The sequence below is a fragment of the Kitasatospora sp. NPDC057904 genome (assembly GCF_042887925.1).
Classification (GTDB): Bacteria; Actinomycetota; Actinomycetes; order Streptomycetales; family Streptomycetaceae; genus Kitasatospora.
This window is the reverse complement of sequence record NZ_JBHVOL010000007.1, coordinates 95,673-113,623: the sequence shown is the minus strand read 5'-3', so window position 1 is coordinate 113,623 and position 17,951 is coordinate 95,673. Positions and strand designations below refer to the sequence as shown.

Below are 17,951 nucleotides of genomic sequence, written 5' to 3'. Positions count from 1 at the left end.
GGGAACGCCGGGTAGGCGTCGGTTCGGGGGTCTTGTCCCCGCCCGGGGCTTCTGGCAGGCTCGGCCGCGACGCCGCGAAGGGTGCCGCCGGGGCACCCCTGACCGAGGGGCCGAGAGGCGGTTGGGCGACAGCCGCACGCGTGACGCACGAACGGCGTCCTGCAAGGCTCCCTGGACCCCGGCCCAAATCCATGCCCGCGTCCGGCTCAGGCCTTGCGCAGGGCGAGGAAGCGCCGGCCGTGCGAGGTCCAGCGCTCGGCCTCCGCGAGGCCGGCCGCGCGGGCGCGGCGCAGGGCGGCGAGGGTGCCGAGGCGGGCCCACGGGAACGGCGGGCCGAGGCGGCCGTCCGGGCCCTCGACCCGGACGACGGCGCGCTCGTCCGTCTCCGCCGCCTCCACCTCGACGAGCAACAGGCCGTCCGGGGCGATGAGTTCGGCGCCCCGGCGGAGCAGGGCGAGCGGGTCGCCGCCGATCCCGAGGTTGCCGTCGGCCAGCAGTGCGGCACCCCAGCGGCCCTCGGCGGGCAGCCGGTCGAAGACCGAGCGGCACAGGGCCGGGCCGCCGAGGCCGAGCGTGCGGGCGACGGCCGCGCCGGTCACGTCCACGCCGAGCGCCGGGACGCCGAGTTCGAGCAGCGCGGCGACCAGGCGGCCGGGCCCGCAGCCGAGGTCGAGCACGGGGGCGGAGAGCCGGGTGCAGCGCAGCAGCAGGCTGTGGTCGGCCCCGGTGGCCGGGGCGCACCAGCGTTCGACGTCGAGCCGGAGGCGGTGGCCGTCGGCACGGCGGAGCCAGAGCGGGCCGCGGCCGGTGCGGACGGCCTCGGCGAACGGGTCGTCGACCCAGGGGGTGGTGGCGGTGATCGTCAACGTGGCATCCCGGTGGGAGAGTCGACCTGCAGAGCGGTGGTGGGTGTCAACTCGCCGCCCCCGTGGCTGAGTTCGAAGCCGGCGAGGCGGGCGGCGAAGCGGCCGTGCGGGGCTTCGGCGGCGACGCGGCGGGCGTCCTCGGCGGTGTCCACGTCGGTGAGTTCCGGAAGGTGATTGACCGTCAGATCTGTTGCCGCGAGACGGTCGAGGAGGTGGGCTCCGGTGTGCGGCGTGGACATCGGTACGCCGCACAGGAGTCGGGCAGCGAGCGGGGACGTCGGCCGGGCCAGGCCGAGGGCCCAGAAGCCGCCGTCCGCCGCCGGGCCGTACCACGCGTCGACGCCCGCGCGCCGGGCGGCGGACAGCGGTTCGGCCAGTGCCGCCGCGCTCAGCTGCGGGGTGTCCATGCCGACCAACAGCGCGGGCGCGCCCGGGGCGAGGCGGGCGGCGTCGGCGAAGGCCGCCGCGAGCCGCTCGTCCAGGCCGCCGCCCGACTGCGGCACGACCTGCCAGCCCGGCGGCAGCCAGTCGCCCGGTTCGCCGTCCAGCACCAGCAGGCGCAGCCCGGCCGGGACGGTGGACAGCGTGTGCAGGGTGTCGCCGAGCGCGGCCTCGGCCAGACCGGCGGCCTGCTCAGGCGTGAACGGCGGCGTGAGCCGCGTCTTCACCCGGCCCGGGACGGGCGCCTTGGCGATCACCAGCAACGTGGGCGGCGGCGCGGCCAGCACCGCCCGCATATCGCGGACGGCCTGCCGGGTCCCGCGCAGGGTCCCGGTGACCTTGGAGCGGCCCGCGCGCGGCAGGTAGTGGACCGGCGTCTCGGCGATCCGCATCCCGGCCGCCGCCGCCGTGAGCACCATCTCCAGCGGGTAGCCGGAGCGCCGGTCGCCCAGGCCGAGCGCCAGCAGCCGCTCCCGGCGGGCGGCCCGCATCGGGCCGAGGTCGTGCAGCGCCGCCCCCGTGCGGGCGCGCAGGCGGCGGGCGAGGACGGCGTTGGCGAGCCGGGCGTGCACCGGCCAGGCCCCGGCCGTCGACGGGCGCCGCCGGCCGAGGACGAGGTCCGCCGCGCCCGCCAGCACCGGCTCGGTGACGCGCGGCAGCTGGGCCGGATCGAGCGAGCCGTCGCAGTCCAGGAAGCACACCAGCTCGGCGGTGGCCGCGAGCAGCCCGGCGTGGCAGGCGGCGCCGAAACCGCGCCGGGGCTCGGCCACCACCGTCGCGCCGAGCGAACGGGCCAGCTCGGCCGAGCCGTCCGTGGAGCCGTTGTCGACGACGATCGCCCGCCAGCCGGCCGGGATCCGGCCGAGCACCCAGGGCAGCGCGGCGGCCTCGTCCAGGCACGGCAGGACGACGTCGACGGAAGGGGGAATGGGGGTGGGTGAGGTCACGCGGGCCACGCTAGGCGCCGACGGGCCGCGTGCGGGGGCACCGGCGCCTTACGGAACGCGGACGTCGTGTCGGCTGGCCCGTCCGGGTGATCTCGTCCGGCAGGGCTCGGGGATCTTACGGAAGGCGAACGCCCGTCCCGTCCGGTCCGCACCCGGCGCCGCCACCTCCTATCCTCGGCGAGGTGAACGACGTCTCCCGCATCCTGGTGATCGACGACGACCCGACCGTGGCCGAGGTCGTCGCCGGCTACCTCACCCGCGCCGGCCACCTCGTGGACCGCGCCGCCGACGGCGCCGAGGGGCTCGCCCTCGCCCGCAGCGCGCCCCCGGACCTCCTGGTGCTGGACCTCATGCTCCCCGGCCTCGACGGGCTGGAGGTGCTGCGGCGCCTGCGCGCCTCCGCCGAGGGCGCCGGGCTGCCGGTGGTGCTGCTCACCGCCAAGGGGGACGAGGCCGACCGGATCCTCGGCCTGGAGCTCGGCGCCGACGACTACGTCACCAAGCCGTTCAGCCCGCGCGAGCTGGTGCTGCGGGTGCAGTCGGTGCTGCGCCGCGCCCGGGCCGGCGCGGCCCCGGCGGGCTCGGCGGCTCCGGACGGCGGCCCGCTGCGCTCGGGGGACATCGCCCTCGACCCGAAGGCCCGCCGGGCCCAGCGTGGCGAGCGCGAACTCTCCCTGACCCTACGGGAGTTCGACCTGCTCGCGTTCCTGCTCCGGCACCCCGGCACGGTCTTCTCCCGGCAGGACCTGATGCAGCGCGTCTGGGGCTGGGACTTCGGCGACCTCTCCACCGTCACCGTCCACGTCCGGCGGCTGCGCGAGAAGATCGAGGACGACCCTGCCGCGCCCGCGCTCATCACCACCGTGTGGGGCGTCGGCTACCGCTACGACCCGGCCGGCGGTGGTGACCGGTGAAGGACGTCCTACTGATCGCCCTGTTCGCCGCCCTCGGCGCCGGCGGCGCCGGACTGCTCGGCTGGGCCGCGATCCGGCTGCTGCGCCGGCGTTCCGTCGCGCTCTCGCTGTTCACCGTCGCCGTGGTGACCGTCCTCGCGGTGACCTCGGGCACCTTCGCGGTGGCGCAGGCGATGTTCCTGTCCACCCACGACTTCGGCGTGGTCGTCACCGTGCTCGGCATGGCCGCCGTCGTGTCGCTGCTCACCGCCGCCCTGCTCGGCCGCCAGGTGGTGGCCGGCAGCCGGGCGCTCGCCGTGGCGGCCCGGACGGTCGGCAGCGACGCCGGGTTCACCGCGCCGGACCAGCCGCTCGGCACCGAACTGGCGGCTCTGAGCGAGGAGTTGGCCGCCACCAGTGCCAGGCTCGCCGAGTCCAGGGCGCGCGAACAGGCTCTGGAGCGCTCGCGCCGGGAGCTGATCGCCTGGATCTCGCACGACCTGCGCACCCCGCTCGCCGGCCTGCGGGCCATGGCCGAGGCGCTGGAGGACGGCGTCGCCGACGAGCCGGAGCGCTACCTCGTCCGGATCCGCACCGAGGTCGAACGGCTCACCGGGATGGTCGACGACCTGTTCGAGCTGTCCCGGATCCAGGCGGGGGCGCTGTCGCTGTCGGTGGCCCGGGTGTCCGTCTACGACCTGGTGGACGACGCGCTCGCCGGCGCCTACCCGCTGGCCCGGCGGCGCGGGGTCCGGCTGGAGGGGCGGGAGGTGGCGGCCGAGCCCGTCGAGGTGGACAGCCGGGAGATCACCAGGGTACTCGGGAACCTGCTGGTCAACGCGATCCGGGCGACCCCGGAGGAGGGCGTGGTCGCGGTCGCCGCCCGGCGCGAGGCGGACGAGGTCGTGCTGTCCGTCACCGACGGCTGCGGCGGCATCCCGGAACAGGACCTGCCGCGCGTCTTCGAGACCGGCTGGCGCGGCGGCGCCGCCCGCACGCCCCGGCGCGACCCGGGCGAGGGCGGCGACAGCGGGGACAGCGGCGGCGGGCTCGGGCTGGCCATCGTGCGCGGCATCGTCGAGGCCCACGCCGGGCGGGCCGGCGTGCGCAACGTCGACGGGGGCTGCTGCTTCGAGATCGCCCTCCCGGCGCCGAGGGCGGCCTCGCACGCCTAGTGTCGAGGGTGGCCTCGCGCGCCTAGATTCGCCGTGTGGCAGGTGCCACCGCGGCATCAGGGAGATGGGCATGGCCGCCTTCTTCGAGGACCTCTCCCGCAGCCTGAAGGCCGACCCGCCCCTGCCCGCCCAGGGGCCGGTTCACGACAGCGCCTACGAGAAGGTCTTCGGCGGCGAAGCCCTCGAACCGGCCGCGGGGGAGGGAGCCTGGACGGGCGAGGAGACCGCGGCCGTGCGCGAACTCCTCCGCGCGGGGCTGGAGATCTGGGAACAGGCCGTGCGTTGAGCGTGACGGTGGTTCCGTCCGCCGCGGTCACGCCCGCAGGGGTGCGGCGGCGAACTCCTTCATCCCGGTGTGGAACGGCACTTGCGGGCGCCACCCGAGTTCGGTGCGCAGGCGGGCGGAGTCCGCGGTGATGTGCCGGACGTCGCCGAGGCGGTACTCGCCCGTCACCACCGGTGCCGGGCCGCCGTACGCCTCCGCGAGCGCCGAGGCCATCTCGCCGACCGTCCGGGGCTCGCCGCTGCCCACGTTGTAGGCGCGGGCGCTGCCGGGCGGCCTGGCGTCGATCGAGGTCAGGGCCACCAGGTTGGCCGCCGCGACGTCCTCGACGTGGACGAAGTCGCGCCGCTGGCCGCCGTCCTCGAACACCCGGGGCGCCTCGCCCCGTGCCAGCGCCGAGCGGAACAGCGACGCGACCCCCGCGTACGGGGTGTCGCGCGGCATCCCCGGACCGTAGACGTTGTGGTAGCGGAGCGTCAGGACGGTGCCTCCGGAGGCGCGGGCCCACGCGGAGGCGAGGTGCTCCTGGGCGAGCTTGGTGGCGGCGTACACGTTGCGCGGGTCGGCGGGCGCGTCCTCGGTGACCAGCCCGGGGGCGAGGGCGGTGGCGCAGACCGGGCAGGGCGGCTCGAACCGGCCCGCGTCCAGGTCGGCCGGTCGGCGCGGGCCCGGCGCGACGTCGCCGTGCACGGGGCAGCGGTAGCGGCCCTCGCCGTAGACGACCATCGAGCCCGCCAGGACGAGACGCCGGACGCCGGTGCGGGCCATCGCCGCGAGCAGGACGGCGGTGCCGAGGTCGTTGCAGCCGGCGTAGGCGGGTGCGTCGTTCAGGTCCAGCCCGAGGCCGACCATCGCGGCCTGGTGGCAGACGGCGTCCACCCCGTCGAGCGCCTCCTCCACGGCGGCCGGGTCGCGGACGTCCCCGTGCAGGAAGGGCACGCCGTCCGGCAGCTCGGGGGGCTGGGCGGACGGATGGACGGCGGGCAGCAGCGCGTCCAGCACCCGCACGCCGTGGCCCACCGCCGTGAGGGTGCGGACGACGGCGGAGCCGATGAAGCCGGCGCCGCCGGTCACGAGAATCTCCATGCCGTGGAACTTAGCTGCGCGGGGCGGCTGTTCGGGGTGCTCGGCTCCGTTCGTCAGCCTTCGGTAATCCGTGCGGGCCGGGAGCTCCTCCGCGGGACGGCCCTACGCCGTGCCGTCATGCAGGTTCCGCACCGCTTCACCAAGCCGGATCAGGACGTCTGCGGTCCTTTGCAGCGCGGGCTCGTTCGGGTGAACGACCAGGTCGCGGAGCGGGTCCCACAGCGGGTTGACGAACCAGTTGCTCGGAGCCTCTTCCATGATCTTGCAGAGTTTCTCCATCCGTTGGGCAAGCTGGGGATCGGCTCCCAGGACGGGGAACGGGGTGGCGACGAGCGACGTGGCGCCGCCGGCATCGGTCACCGTCACCGTCAGGCCCACGGTGACCACCGTGCCGATCGCCGCCGGCAGCCTCACCTCCAGAAGACTGTCGGTGGTGCTGCCGATCACGGTGCCGCCGGCCGCGCTCCAGGAGTAGGCCAGCGTCGCTCCCCGAGGAACACCGGTGACGACCGCCTTGAGAATGGAGGTCCCGCCGGCGACGGGGACTTCCACGCACTCGCTGGTCGGGAGTCTCTCGATGGACAGCGAAAGTTCTTCGAGCTGCCCGGCGAGACCGCTGACGGTCAGGTTGTTCAGGTAGAGCCGGCCGTCGATGGAGGCCGAGAAGTCCGCTGTCAGCCCGTTGGCGGCACCGAGCGTCGCCAACTGCACGTCGAATGCGTAGGGGCGCAGGTCCTGAGGCCCTCCGGACTTGCTCAGCGCCGGATTCAGGGAAGTGAGCTTCGCTGAGATCTGTCCGCCGACGCCCGTGATGGTGGCACTTCCGGCGCCCTTGATCTTCACGCCGACCGGGCCGTTCGGGAGCGAGGGGACCCACTTGATGCTCGAGTCGTCCAACTTCACTCCGGTCATCTGAACGGCAAGCGGACTCTGCAGGCTCGGAATCTGCAACCGCTGCGCATCCATGACGAAATCCAGCGAGCCGGACGCTTTGTCGAACGCAACTGCGGGAACGCTCGCCTTGCCCGTCTTGTCGACGATCGGTGCGTCATTGTCCGGTGCCTTTGCCTCCCAGCTGAAGCTCAGGTCGAGCAGGAGACGGGTGGCAGCTCTGAGATCTTCGATTCCTGTCACAGCGGTCTCGATTCATCGGTGAAGGGCGAGGCGAGCGGTCAGCTCGGCCTCGACGGACCCACCCCTTCCAGGAGACCTCAGTCGTTCGATGCGCGCGATTCCGCTGCCAGGGGCTACTTCGACCCGTGCGCGCAGGAAGTCGGTTCCGCCGACTTCCTGCGCACGCTCGGTGCGGATCAGATCCACGCGGGCTTCCAGCCCAGTTCGCGGGACTCGTCCACCGTCGCGACGACCGGATTCTCGGGGCCGCCGAGACCCTCGTGCCACGTCAACGCCGGGGTGCCGGACGCCAGAGCATCGGCGATGTCGGCGAGCATCGAGCCCACGCCCTCCCAGAGCGGCGTGCCGAGGCCTTGGCGTTCGTGATCCCAGAGGAAGACGGCGCCCTGCCACTCGCCGGAGCGCAGATCGACGAGCAGGCCGTCGCCGCCGGGGCTCAACGCGATCGGCATGAACCCGGGCCGGAACGTTGCCTCATCCACGCTCTCTCCCGCGCCCTCTCCCGCGCTCTCCTCGGCGACCAACAGCCAGATCTCCCGGGTCTCCAGAGCCTCCTCCAGGCCCGTCGGCGCGAACTCCCCCGGGAGCCAGAAGCCGGCGCTGACGCCCGTCAATTCCCACCAGGCCCGCAGGTCCCCGGGCAGCACCAGCCCGAGCTCCCGCGCCGCCGCATCGAGCCTCGCCGCGTCCGCAGCCGGCACGGCGGGCGCCGGCCGGACGTGGGCCCTGAGCCACGTCCCGATCCGCGACGACGACTCCCGCACACCATGAGCGATCGCATCCATGGCCCACAGTCTCCTCTCGCATAGCCGAAGGGTGGTGCACAGGAAGTCGATGGATCCGACTTCCTGCGCTTGTCGGCCTCTGTCATGATCATTCGACACGTCTCGGGGGAGAAGCGGCATGGCGGGGAACATCAAGGACCGGCTCAAGGTCGACCAGGAGATCCTGGGGGTGGTCTCGGGCGGGGTGTTCGGCGCGCTGTTCCTGGTGCTCGGGCTGGGGGCGCTGTTCGGCGGGCACTACGGCTACGGCGGCGATGCCGTCGCCTCCATGGGGTTCATCGCCATCCTCGGGCTGATGGTCTGCGGCGCCGGTCTGCTCTACGCGCTCTTCCATCCGCGCTTCGGCCTGCCGTCCGTCGCACTCGGCACGCTGATCGGCCTCGGGATCTTCGTCCACTTCGCCGGCCTCGGCGTCAAGGACGACTGGACGGCCCCGCCCGACCGGCCCTCGGACATCCGCGCCATCGGCAGCTGGAGCACCGCGGACCTCGTCGTCCGCGCCCGGCCCGACAAGGTGGTGGCCTACCGCGCCACCACCGGCGACACCGCCTGGAGCTGGACCCCGCCCGCCGAGGACTCCGTCTGCGCCATGAGCCGCGAAACCGGCCACGGCATCGGGCTGTTCGCCCACGGAGCCCACGGCCGTCCGTGCGCCACCGCGATCGCGCTCGACCTCGCGACCGGCACCCCGCGCTGGACGGCGAACCTCGACGCTCCCCTCCGCACGGGCGACACCGCCGCTCCCGGACTGCTGGCCGTCGCCGGCGATCGCGCCGTCCTCCAGGAAACGGGCGGCTGGCGCGCCGTCAGCCTCACCGACGGCAGCGCCGCCTGGCGCAGCGCCGTCGACCCGGACTGCGCACCGCTGCGGGTCGCCGGCGGCCCGGACACCGCCGTCACCGTCGCCCAGTGCACCAAGGGCGGCCCCGTGCTGCGGACACTGGCCCCGCAGGACGGGCAGGAGCGGACGCACACCGTCCTGCCGCTCGCCAACGGCCTGAACGACGCGGCCGTCCTCTCCGCCGACCCGCTCACCGTGTGGGTGGACGAGCAGGGCGACCGCGGCACGCACGCCGTGCTCGCCTTCGACCGCGCGGGCAAGGTGCGCAGCACCATCCCGGTCTCCGGGGACGAGTACGACCTGGACGTCACCCTGGGCGGCGCCCACGCTGTCCACCAGTTCGAGGCCCGCCCCGCCTACGGTGCGGTGGTCGTGGGCGACCTGCTCGTCGTGCCGGGCGAGAAGCCGGACGATGTCACCTTCGGCGGTGCGAAGCACAACAGCCGCCACGCGACGGGCCGCCTGGTCGCCTATTCCCTCGCCGACGGCGGCAAGCGGTGGACCGCCGGGCTGGACGACCAGGTGACCGGCCTGGCCGTCGACGGCACCCGCGTCTGGGCGATGACCCGCAACTCCCTGACCGGCGTCGACACCGCCACCGGCCATGAGGACGAGAGCCTCGCCGTTCTCGGCACCGAGTCGGACGACCCGTCGGACCTGGCCCCGGACGGCCCCAGCCGCTTCACCGTCGTCGCCCAGGACGGCACCACCGACGCCGAGCCTCCGGTACGGGCCGTGGCGGTGCCGAGGTAGGTGCGGTCGGCGTAGGCCGCGCGCGAGAAGTCGGGCCCGCCGACTTCCTGTGCGGCTCCGGCCGAATCTCCGGTGCGCCCGGCCTCCGGCCCCCGGTACCGTCCGCGGGTGACCCGTCGAACTCCACCGCGCCCCTTGAACGTCGAAGCGCTGTTTCCCGAGCTCGCGCCCTTCCGCCGGGAGACCGTGCGGCTGCACCCGCGCTCGGGCCGGCCGACGTGCCGCGACAGCTCGGTCGGCGGGCCGCTGCTGTGGCCGGCGCGGGAGCCGTGGCCGGAGTGCCCCGAGCACCCGGGGTCGCCGATGGTCGCGGTCGTCCAGATCTTCCGCGCCGACGTGCCGGACACCGTGCCCTTCCCGGAGGGGCGGGACCTGCTCCAGGTGCTGTGGTGTCCGCGCCGCCATGCGACCCAGTGGGTCGTCCCGCTGGTCCGCTGGCGCTCCGCGGCGGAGGTGGGGGAGGTGCGGCAGACCCCGCCGGCGCCTGCGGACGCCGGGTACGGGCGGGTGCCGCGTCCTTGTGTCGTGCACCCGGAGACGGTGACGGAGTACCCGAGTTGGGACCTGCCGGACGAGCTCTGGGACGCCCTGGACGCCCGCTTCGAACAGGTGGAGGCGGAGACGGGCTGGCACTACCAGGACCACCTGTCCACCGCGCCGGGCACCAAGCTGGGCGGCTACCCCGGCTGGTCGCAGGAGCCGCGGTGGCCGGTCTGCCCGCTCTGCTCGACGCCGATGGACCACCTGCTCACGGTGGACAGCACCGAGGAGCACGACAACCGGCAGGCGTGGACCCCGGTCGAGGACCGCGACGTCAGGTGGGAGGGCGCGGACCTGAGTCTCGGCGACCTGGACAGCGTGCGCCTGTTCGAGTGCCGTACCTGCCCCGGGCGCCCGTTCGCCCATCGTTACGGCGCGTAGGAGCCCGCCGGCTCACGGCTGCTCGGTGCTGCCGTCGCGGTCGAACTGGTCCAGGTACGTCTCCGGTGCCATGTCCGTGCGGTGCAGCAGGGAGAACACCTCGCTGCCGTGGGCCGGGCCGCCGTCCGCGTCGAGGACGAACACCTGGGTGAGCGGCAGCAGTTCGAAGCCGCCGTCCTCCGCGTACGCGGCCGCCTCGCGCTCGCCGAGCACCATCGCCTCGTCGAAGGAGCCGGCGCGCCAGAGGGTGATCCGTTCCTCGTAGGGCGCGTCGCTCCAGTTGGTCCAGCGGAAGAAGCACCGGACGGTGTACCAGGCCGGTGCTGCGGGGGAATCCGGTGCTGAGGACACGTGCGGGACCTCTCGATCGCGTTGGCGCCGTCGGACGTGGGCCACAGTAACCGGTTCGTTCACCCGGCGTTCGCCGGACGCACTGTCCGAAGTGGTCCGCCGGTACCGTCCGCCGTGGGAGTCTCCTGGGCGTTTCTCGGAGCCCATGGAGGCGGCAGTGTCACATCCCTCGCGCAGAACGGTCCTTCGGACGGGTACGGCCGCCGGCGCCCTCGCGGCGATCCCGGCGTCCACCCTGCTCTGGACGCAGCCCGCCGTCGCCGGCACGCCCGGCCCCGAGCAGGTCCACCTCCAGTGGGGCGACGAGCCGTCCACCGAGATGACCGTGTCCTGGGCGACGGCGGCGAGCGTGAGCCGCCCGCGCCTGCGCCTCGGGACGCCGCGCGGCGGCGGCGGGCGCAGCGTCGACGCCGAGACGCGGACGTACGTCGACGGGCTGAACAAGGTCGAGACCTTCACCCACCACGTCCGGCTGCGCGGCCTGAAGCCCGACACCACGTACGTCTACGACGTCCTGCACGACGGTGCCCAGCCGGTGCGCGGCACCTTCCGCACCGCCCCCGGGCGCGGCCGTGCCGCGTTCCGCTTCACCAGCTTCGGCGACCTCGGCACCGGCGACAACGTGTTCGCGAAGTCCTCGATCCACGGTGCGGCGGCCGTCCGCCAGGTCGAGCAGTTCTCGCCGCTGTTCCACCTGCTCAACGGCGACCTCGCGTACGCCAACAACAACCCGCAGCTCCAGCCGCAGTGCTGGAACGCGTTCATGAACAACCTGTCCAAGTCGGCCGCCAGCCGGCCCTGGATGCCCGCGCCCGGCAACCACGAGGTCGAGGCGGGCGGTGGCGACCTCGGCTACGCCTCCTACCTGACCCGCTTCGAGCTCCCCGACAACGGCACCCGCGACTACTGCGGCAACTGGTACGCGTTCCAGATCGGTTCGGTGCTCTTCCTGAGCCTCGACGGCAACGAGATCGCGGTCGAGGACGACGCCAGCATCGACCCCGCCACCGGGCAGTCCATCTACATCAGCGACTACAGCGACGGCGCCCAACTGCGCTGGCTGGAGCGCACGTTGTCGCGGGCCCGGGGCGGCAGCGCGGTCGACTGGATCGTCGTCAGCATGCACCAGTTCGCGATGTCCTCGTCCGCCGCCAGCCACGGCGGCGACATGGGCATCCGGGAGAAGCTGATGCCGCTGTTCGACCAGTACGCGGTCGACCTCGTTCTCGCCGGCCACGACCACGACTACGAGCGCACCCACCCCGTGCGCGGCACCGAGTCCGGCGGCCTGCTCACCCCGTCCGTCGCCGACGACGACCTGCGGCAGATCGACACCTCGCAGGGCACCGTCCACCTCATCCTGGGCGGCGGCGGCACCGCCGGCCACGACGACAAGTACCTGCCGGCCGACGGCGACGGCGTCCGCGAGGCCTTCGTCCGCACCCAGCGGCTCACCTTCAAGGCCGACCCGGACGCCAAGGAGAAGGCCACCTGGTCCGCGGTGATCGACCCGGACACCAACCACCCCTACGGCGTCGCGGTCTTCGACGTCGACCCGGGCGTGCTGCCCGGCAGCCGCACCACCATCACCGTGAGCTACTACCACTCGGCCCCGGCCACGGCGGCCAACCCGGTGCCGACGCCGGTGCTCTACGACCAGTTCACCCTGTACCGCGACCGCAGCGACGGCTGGGGGGACGACGAGAACAGCGATGCCAGAGTCGCGGCCGGCCGCCGGTAACCCATAGCGTCCTTGAGGGCCCGCCGCGCACGCCGCGCGGCGGGCCTAACCCTCTTCTGCAACCCACCCGAGGCGCAAGGCGGCCAATGACTGGCTCGGGCCGGACCTCTCAAGCTGGCTCAGCACGTCGTCGAGCGTCTGTGGCGGCTTGCGTCGGCTCAGAGCGATCTCCTGGACGCACGAGTAGACGACGCGCTCATCCAGCCCGATGAGGTCCATGACGAAGTCATCGGCACTCTTCCGCTCGATGTCGAACGAACCGAGGTAGTCGACGGGAAAGTCCTTTCGGTTGTTGGTGACGATGACTTGGGCTCCCGCCCTGATCGCCGCGGCCAACACGTGTCGATCGTCGGGATCCGGGAGCTTGAGCCCCTCGATCAGGGGCTCGAACCCCGTGACGAGACAGTCCCGGACCGCCTGAACCATCAGCTCTCGACGTCGCTGGAGCTTCTCCGGTGGGATCTGAAAGTCCTTGACGAGGTTGCGATCGACCTCGTCAAGGATGGTGTCAGTCCATTGCGCGCGCACGAGCCCCCGTAGCGAGACACGCATGAGGAGGTCCCTCAGGGTGTTCGGGTACAGCACGCACGCGTCATAGATGACGACGAAGGCCATGTCAGAGCAGCCCCAGCTCCTGGTCCAGTTGCATCAGCTCGTCGGCGGCGTCCTTCCGTGCCGCGTCGTCCTCGCGAAGGTACTGGCGAAGAGCGTCGACACGAATGCGGCGGTGGCGGCCTACGAGCCGGTAGGGGATCTTCTCGGACTCCAGCAGTCCGATGAGGTAGGGGCGGGACACGTTCAGCATGTCGGCGGCCTGCTGAGTGGTGAGCTCCGCATCGACCGGGATGATCTGGACGCCCTGTCCGTTGGCGAGGGCGGCCAGTATCGAGGCGAACATCTCGGCCACCGGTCTTGGGAGCACCAGAGTCTCGTCCTGCGCTCCTGTTTCGAGGTGTACCTGGATGTCCTTGTTGCTGCGACCTGTGTGCGAGAGGTAGTCGTTGATCCGGCTGAGGGCCCGCCGAGCATCGCCCGCATCGACGGCGCCGGGTTCGATCTTCCTGCCTGTGACGGTTCCCATGGCTTCCCTCCGCTGTCCTAATCGAAGTATTCGCAATAAGTGAAGCATTCGCAACAGCGCTTCGGGGTGCTATGCCCTCCCAGGTCTCCTGCTCGGACGGAGGACGGGAAGGCTGCAGCCCCGGGGCGTCAGGGCCGGTCGAGAAGGGCGGCTCCCAGATCGGTGACGGTGTAGTTCACCTCGTTGCGGTAGCGGTGGCCGGTCACCAGCCCGGCTTCGCGCAGTACGGCCAGGTGCTGGGAGACGGCCCCCGGGCTCAGACCGGTGCGTGTCGCCAGCTGGGTCGTGGTGCTGGGCGAGCCGGTGTAGGCCAGGATCCGGGCCCGGCTGCGGCCCAGTAGCCGGGCGAGCGCACCCGTGGTGGCCTCCTGCCGCTCCCACAGGGTGCCGACCGCCCGGGCGGGGTAGATGGCGATCGGCGGTGATGCCGGGTCGCTGGTCACGAGCACGGAGTGGGCGGTGAAGACGCTCGGCAGCAGCGGGAGGCCCCGGCCACGGAGGTCGATGGCGGTGTCCAGCCGGTCGTCCAGGAGGAGGCGGTCCCCGGCCCAGCACAGCGCGGGGTGGAGGTTCCCGAAGAGGGACTGCACACCGCCACCGGAGAACTGGCGGGTGCGGTACGCGATGTCCGCCTCCAGTACGGCCCGCATGCGCGGCCAGTGCGGGTGGATCGCCGCCTGCCACCATCCGCGGACGGCGTCGACCAGCCGAGGCAGCGCCGACTCGGGGTCGGCGGCCAGCAGCCGGGCGAACGGCGAGGGCGGCGCGTACCGGAAGCCCGCTTCGAGTTCGGCCCGGACGCGGGCCGGCGGGGTGGCCAGGACGACTGCCAGCTCCTCCTCGATCTCGCCGAGCGAGCAGCCCGGTGGCGGTGTCAGGAAATCGGGCAGGCAACTGCCCGACCACACGATGGCTCTCAGCGGAGCGGTCCGGCGGGCGAGGCCCTCGTCCCGGACCAGCTGCCGGGCCTGCCCGATCCAGGGCAGGTGGACCGGGTGGTGCCCGGGCTCGCGCAGCACCCGGAGGCTGGAAATGGTCTCCCACAGCGGCGAGACCGCGAACCTGACGGAGGCGACGTCATCGACGTCGAACCGCACCTCGGTCATGGGGCTCCCTCCCCGCACAGGTGTTTTCGCCCAGACTAAAACACTGGTCGGCCAGGTCGTCCGATGGTGGTGTTGCCGACCGTGACCATGATCAGAGATCGTTCGAGCCTGTTCCTCCACCGGGACTTCCGACGGCTGTGGGCCGCCGACGCGGTCAGTCAGCTCGGCGGGAGCGTGACGCTGGTCGCGCTCCCGCTGGTGGCGATCGGAACGCTGCACGCCACGCCGTTCGAGATGAGCCTGCTCGTCGTGTGCGAGTACCTGGCCGCGCTGGTCCTCGGGTTGCCGGCCGGCGCCTGGGTGGACCGGATGCGGCAGCGCCGCGTGATGGTGGTCGGCGACCTCTGCCGTGCGGTGCTGCTCGGGTCGATACCGGTCGCCGCGCTCCTGGGTACGCTAACCCTGCTCCAGCTGTACGTGGTGGCGTTCGGGATGTCCGTCTGCACCGCGTTCTTCGACACGGCGTTCCAGAGCCACCTGCCGCACCTGGTAGCGGACGAGCAACTGGTCGAGGGCAACGTCAAGTTGGAGACGACGCGCAGCATCGCGCAAGTGGGCGGTCCGGGCGTCGGAGGGATCGCGGTGGGAGCGCTCACCGCGCCGGTGGCGATCGTCGTGAACGCGGCCGCCTTCGTGCTGTCGGCCCTGTCACTGGCCCGCATCCGCACGCCCGATCCGCGGCCGCGCAGCGGCGCCGGCGGTGGGAACCTGCGGTCCGAGATCGCCGAGGGCCTGCGCTTCGTCCTCGGCCACCGGCTGCTCCGCGCGATCACGATCAGCTCGGCGCTCTCCAACATGTGCGGCACGATCAGTGCGTCGATGCTGCTGGCGCTGCTCGCTGGTCGGCTTCACCTCTCGGCGTTCCTCTGCGGCCTGGTGTTCAGCGCGGAGGCGGTGGGCGGCCTGCTCGGAGCACTGTGCGTGGAGCGGATCACCGCCAAGTTGGGCCAGGGCCGGGCGATGTGGCTCTCGATGACCCTGAGCAGCGTGTTGTGGCTGCTCGCCCTGCCGATGTACCAGGCGGATGGGCGGTTCGCGATCGCCGTCGCGCTGAACGGCCTGGGCTGGGCCGGCTTCATGACCTTCCGGGTTTCGAGCGTCGCCTATCGCCAGCGGCTCTGCCCGAAGCCGCTGCTGGGGCGGATGACGGCGTCCTTCCGGTTCGTCGTCTGGGGGCTGATGCCGGTCGGCGCACTGATCGGCGGCGTGCTCGGACAGAGCCTCGGCGTCCGGCAGGCCATGTGGGTCGGTGTCGTGGGCGAGCTCCTCGCGGTGCTGCCGATCCTCTGCTCGCCGCTGCGGACCATGCGCGACCTGCCCGTCGCCGAGAAGGAGGCCGTGCCGGCGGTTGTCTGATCCCGCCTCGGGACCCTCTGCGCGGGAAGTCGGGCGGGTCGACTTCCTGCGCAGAAGTCCTCGTTCAGTGGAGACGCAGCCAATTGCGTCTACGTCTCTGCAACCGCCGGCTGCAGCATCAGACTTCGCGAGTGTGACGCCCCTGGCACCATCCTTGCCAACACGCCTGACGCGCTGCGTGCCTTCACACTCGGCGTCAAGGCTGGTGAATTCGACCGGCTCACCTCGTCGTAGCGGTGGAGGATCAGGCGGGCGACGGCCTCGTGGGCTGCCAGGGGGGCGCTCGTCCACCTCGCCTCCGTCGTTGCGGCTCGGCGGGCGAAGAAGCCGGGGGCCAGGAGGTAGGTCGCTACTGCTACCTCTCGGTGGCCCTCGGAGTGCAGCGCGGCTACGGCCTCGTGGGGGGTGGGGCTCGCCGCCGACAGGTGGGCCGGGGTGACCGGGCGGCCCAGGTGGGTGGCCAGGAGGCTTGCCATCCGTGTCGTGTCGGCGATGGCCGTCGGGTCGGAGGAGCCGGCGCCGGCCAGGACCACCGGGGCCTCCGGGGTGGCGCCGCTCTCGGCAAGGCGATCGGCCAGGGCTTCGGCGAGCAGCGGGTGAGGGCCCAGCGCGCGGGCGACCTGGGACGTTGGCAGGCCGGCGGCGGCCACCGCTGCCGGGATGTCGACGCGCACGTGGTAGCCGGTGCTCAGGAGGAGCGGGACCAGGATGGGGTTCTGGTGTTGAAGTTGGGCGAGGGCCTGGTCCAGCGACGGCCGGTTCAGGTCCAGGAAGCAGCAGCGGACCGGCAGTTCGGGTCGGAGAAGACGAACGCGGTGAAGTAGCGCTCGAATTGTCGCGGACGACGCCGCGTCCCGGCTCCCGTGCGCCACGGCCAGCAGCATCAGCCCGCCGCCAACCGGTAGCCCCGCTTGGGCACCGTCCGGATGAGCCCCGCATGCGCGCCCAGCGCCGCCCGCAGCCGCCCGACGGCCGCCTCGACCGCGTGTTCGTCCGCGCTCGCGTCCGTCCAGGCGGCGCGCAGGAGTTCGGCGCGGCTCAGCACGTGCCCCGGGCGTTCGGCGAGGGCCCGGAGGACGGCGGCGCCGCGAGGGCTGAGGAGGTGGCTCTCGCCGTCGACCAGTGCCGCGTTGCCCTGGAGCGTCAACACCGCATCGGACAACGGGATTTCGCGCCGGCCGAGGGTGGGAAGCGTCTCCGCCAGCAGCCGGACGAGCGAGCCCAGCCGACCGCGTTCCGGGTACACCGTCGGCAGCCCGAGGTCCGCGAACGGGCGCGCGCACAGGGCGCCGACGCACACGGGCAGGACGTCCCCGCGCAGGGCGTCGAGGACGGGTTCGCGTAGGCCCTCGGCCTCCGCGGTGGCGAGGAAGGCGGCGACGGCGGGCGCGCTGGTGAAGGTGAGCGCGTGCACCTGGCGCCGGACGGTCTGCTCGACCAGCCGCCGCACCGGGGCCATGTCGTCCGGCGGGGCCCAGCGGTAGACGGGGACGGAGATCACCTCGGCGCCGCGTTCGCGCAGGGCCGCCGCGAAGGCGTCGAGCCGCACGCCGTGCTCCTGGACGGCGATCCGGCACCCGTCGAGGGGGCGGGCGAGCAGCCAGGTGAGGAGCTCGTCGGTGGCTTCGGTGCTGGGGGAGAAGCCCTCGCCGAGGCCGCTGGCCCGTACCGCGCCGGTGGCCTTGGGGCCCCGGCTGAGCACGACCGCGCCCCGGCAGGCCTCGGCGAGGGCGGTTGCGCGGCCCCACCCCTCGGCGGCGCTCATCCAGCCGCGCCAGCCGACGCCCGTGGTGGCGACCACGTAGTCGAGCGGGGCGGCCAGGCACCGCTCGGTGGCCTCGCGCAGGGCGAGGTCGTCGGCGAGCGGCAGGATGCGCAGCACGGGCGCCTCGACCACCTGGGCGCCGCGCCGGGTGAGGAGGGCGACGAGTTCCTCGCGGCGGCGAGCCGCGGTGACCCCGACGGTGAAGCCGGTGAGGGGCCCGGGCTGGGCGGTGGGGGTTGCCATGCCGGTCAGCGTGCGGCGTGCACGTTACGGGGGCGTTGCCCGCCCGTCACCCCCAGGTAAGCGAAAGGGCTGCTCCGGTTACGGCCGGTGTTCCTGGAGCGCACCCTGGGGCCGGGCGGCCGTGAGGGAGGTGTACCGCGCCCGCAACACGGGTGACGCGGTCGCGAAACAGCGGACGGCGAC

At 73.1% G+C, this 17,951-nt stretch carries 17 protein-coding genes and 3 pseudogenes; 8 read left to right on the top strand and 12 right to left on the bottom strand.

The features are described 5' to 3' along the window. Positions 1-206: 206 nt before the first annotated feature. The 3 genes and pseudogenes from ACFVSN_RS19465 to ACFVSN_RS19455 all read right to left on the bottom strand — a co-directional run. Entirely contained in the window at positions 207-866 is a 660-nt protein-coding gene (locus ACFVSN_RS19465) for an SAM-dependent methyltransferase (RefSeq protein WP_387956281.1), read from the bottom strand. Further along, complete coding sequence (locus ACFVSN_RS19460) at positions 863-1,369, bottom strand: DUF2064 domain-containing protein (protein WP_387956366.1); 507 nt, start codon at positions 1,367-1,369, stop codon at positions 863-865. Before ACFVSN_RS19460 ends, ACFVSN_RS19465 begins: the two co-directional genes overlap by 4 nt. Positions 1,370-1,543: 174 nt before the next feature. After that, positions 1,544-2,263, bottom strand: a pseudogene (locus ACFVSN_RS19455) (glycosyltransferase family 2 protein); the annotation flags it as partial. Positions 2,264-2,436: 173 nt separating this feature from the next. Here ACFVSN_RS19455 and ACFVSN_RS19450 point away from each other — a divergent pair. From ACFVSN_RS19450 to ACFVSN_RS19440, 3 genes are all read left to right on the top strand, one after another. Beyond that, a complete protein-coding gene (locus ACFVSN_RS19450; protein ID WP_380436586.1) occupies positions 2,437-3,168 on the top strand; it encodes a response regulator transcription factor in 732 nt (243 codons plus the stop codon). Further along, positions 3,165-4,322 (top strand): sensor histidine kinase, encoded by a 1,158-nt coding sequence (locus ACFVSN_RS19445; protein WP_380436584.1) that lies wholly within the window; start codon positions 3,165-3,167, stop codon positions 4,320-4,322. The genes ACFVSN_RS19450 and ACFVSN_RS19445 overlap by 4 nt, the downstream gene beginning before the upstream one ends. Positions 4,323-4,392: 70 nt before the next feature. Next, entirely contained in the window at positions 4,393-4,608 is a 216-nt protein-coding gene (locus tag ACFVSN_RS19440; protein WP_387956280.1) for a hypothetical protein, read from the top strand. A 27-nt stretch (positions 4,609-4,635) separates the two neighbouring features. On the opposite strand, the gene ACFVSN_RS19435 is transcribed toward ACFVSN_RS19440, so the two are convergent. The 3 genes from ACFVSN_RS19435 to ACFVSN_RS19425 form a co-directional block, all read right to left on the bottom strand. Beyond that, positions 4,636-5,691, bottom strand: a complete 1,056-nt coding sequence (locus tag ACFVSN_RS19435; protein WP_380498477.1) for an NAD-dependent epimerase/dehydratase family protein — start codon at positions 5,689-5,691, stop codon at positions 4,636-4,638. 102 nt (positions 5,692-5,793) lie between these two features. Continuing rightward, entirely contained in the window at positions 5,794-6,825 is a 1,032-nt protein-coding gene (locus tag ACFVSN_RS19430) for a hypothetical protein (RefSeq protein ID WP_380436579.1), read from the bottom strand. A gap of 176 nt (positions 6,826-7,001) precedes the next feature. Continuing rightward, positions 7,002-7,610 (bottom strand): SMI1/KNR4 family protein, encoded by a 609-nt coding sequence (locus ACFVSN_RS19425; RefSeq protein WP_387956279.1) that lies wholly within the window; start codon positions 7,608-7,610, stop codon positions 7,002-7,004. A 118-nt stretch (positions 7,611-7,728) separates the two neighbouring features. On the opposite strand from ACFVSN_RS19425, the gene ACFVSN_RS19420 reads away from it, so the two are divergent. Together ACFVSN_RS19420 and ACFVSN_RS19415 are read left to right on the top strand one after the other, a co-directional pair. Further along, positions 7,729-9,204 carry a PQQ-binding-like beta-propeller repeat protein gene (locus ACFVSN_RS19420; protein WP_387956278.1) on the top strand — a complete coding sequence of 492 codons (1,476 nt, stop codon included), beginning with the start codon at positions 7,729-7,731 and terminating at the stop codon, positions 9,202-9,204. 135 nt (positions 9,205-9,339) lie between these two features. After that, a complete protein-coding gene (locus tag ACFVSN_RS19415) occupies positions 9,340-10,125 on the top strand; it encodes a DUF1963 domain-containing protein (RefSeq protein WP_380436574.1) in 786 nt (261 codons plus the stop codon). Between the two features lie 12 nt (positions 10,126-10,137). Here ACFVSN_RS19415 and ACFVSN_RS19410 read toward each other — a convergent pair whose 3' ends face one another. Next, a complete protein-coding gene (locus ACFVSN_RS19410) occupies positions 10,138-10,476 on the bottom strand; it encodes a hypothetical protein (protein ID WP_387956277.1) in 339 nt (112 codons plus the stop codon). 157 nt (positions 10,477-10,633) lie between these two features. Here ACFVSN_RS19410 and ACFVSN_RS19405 point away from each other — a divergent pair, with 157 nt between their 5' ends. Beyond that, on the top strand, positions 10,634-12,217 hold the full coding sequence (locus tag ACFVSN_RS19405; protein ID WP_387956276.1) for a purple acid phosphatase family protein: 1,584 nt from the start codon (positions 10,634-10,636) through the stop codon (positions 12,215-12,217). A gap of 45 nt (positions 12,218-12,262) precedes the next feature. Here the strand turns inward: ACFVSN_RS19405 and ACFVSN_RS19400 are convergent, their stop codons facing one another. The 3 genes from ACFVSN_RS19400 to ACFVSN_RS19390 form a co-directional block, all read right to left on the bottom strand. Next, on the bottom strand, positions 12,263-12,832 hold the full coding sequence (locus tag ACFVSN_RS19400; RefSeq protein WP_387956275.1) for a PIN domain-containing protein: 570 nt from the start codon (positions 12,830-12,832) through the stop codon (positions 12,263-12,265). Position 12,833: 1 nt separating this feature from the next. Further along, on the bottom strand, positions 12,834-13,298 hold the full coding sequence (locus ACFVSN_RS19395; protein ID WP_380436568.1) for a helix-turn-helix domain-containing protein: 465 nt from the start codon (positions 13,296-13,298) through the stop codon (positions 12,834-12,836). A 128-nt stretch (positions 13,299-13,426) separates the two neighbouring features. After that, entirely contained in the window at positions 13,427-14,404 is a 978-nt protein-coding gene (locus tag ACFVSN_RS19390; RefSeq protein WP_387956274.1) for a DUF5937 family protein, read from the bottom strand. 87 nt (positions 14,405-14,491) lie between these two features. On the opposite strand from ACFVSN_RS19390, the gene ACFVSN_RS19385 reads away from it, so the two are divergent. After that, positions 14,492-15,760, top strand: a complete 1,269-nt coding sequence (locus tag ACFVSN_RS19385; RefSeq protein ID WP_387956365.1) for an MFS transporter — start codon at positions 14,492-14,494, stop codon at positions 15,758-15,760. A gap of 111 nt (positions 15,761-15,871) precedes the next feature. Beyond that, positions 15,872-15,994 (top strand): annotated as a pseudogene (locus tag ACFVSN_RS19380) (DUF397 domain-containing protein); the annotation flags it as partial. 89 nt (positions 15,995-16,083) lie between these two features. Here ACFVSN_RS19380 and ACFVSN_RS19375 read toward each other — a convergent pair. Together ACFVSN_RS19375 and ACFVSN_RS19370 are read right to left on the bottom strand one after the other, a co-directional pair. Continuing rightward, positions 16,084-16,644 (bottom strand): annotated as a pseudogene (locus ACFVSN_RS19375) (sirohydrochlorin chelatase); the annotation flags it as partial. Beyond that, positions 16,644-17,768: a uroporphyrinogen-III synthase gene (locus tag ACFVSN_RS19370; protein WP_380436559.1), complete on the bottom strand. Its 1,125-nt coding sequence runs from the start codon at positions 17,766-17,768 to the stop codon at positions 16,644-16,646. The gene ACFVSN_RS19370 and the pseudogene ACFVSN_RS19375, both read right to left, overlap by 1 nt. Positions 17,769-17,951 lie beyond the last annotated feature (183 nt).

Bases quoted from the DNA above. Each gene is read 5' to 3' on its own strand.
- ACFVSN_RS19370 (WP_380436559.1), bottom strand. From the start codon at position 17,768: ATGGCAACCCCCACCGCCCAGCCCGGGCCCCTCACCGGCTTCACCGTC.
- ACFVSN_RS19420 (WP_387956278.1), top strand. From the start codon at position 7,729: ATGGCGGGGAACATCAAGGACCGGCTCAAGGTCGACCAGGAGATCCTG.
- ACFVSN_RS19400 (WP_387956275.1), bottom strand. From the start codon at position 12,832: ATGGCCTTCGTCGTCATCTATGACGCGTGCGTGCTGTACCCGAACACC.
- ACFVSN_RS19385 (WP_387956365.1), top strand. From the start codon at position 14,492: ATGATCAGAGATCGTTCGAGCCTGTTCCTCCACCGGGACTTCCGACGG.
- ACFVSN_RS19390 (WP_387956274.1), bottom strand. From the start codon at position 14,404: ATGACCGAGGTGCGGTTCGACGTCGATGACGTCGCCTCCGTCAGGTTC.
- ACFVSN_RS19435 (WP_380498477.1), bottom strand. From the start codon at position 5,691: ATGGAGATTCTCGTGACCGGCGGCGCCGGCTTCATCGGCTCCGCCGTC.
- ACFVSN_RS19425 (WP_387956279.1), bottom strand. From the start codon at position 7,610: ATGGATGCGATCGCTCATGGTGTGCGGGAGTCGTCGTCGCGGATCGGG.
- ACFVSN_RS19440 (WP_387956280.1), top strand. From the start codon at position 4,393: ATGGCCGCCTTCTTCGAGGACCTCTCCCGCAGCCTGAAGGCCGACCCG.
- ACFVSN_RS19395 (WP_380436568.1), bottom strand. From the start codon at position 13,298: ATGGGAACCGTCACAGGCAGGAAGATCGAACCCGGCGCCGTCGATGCG.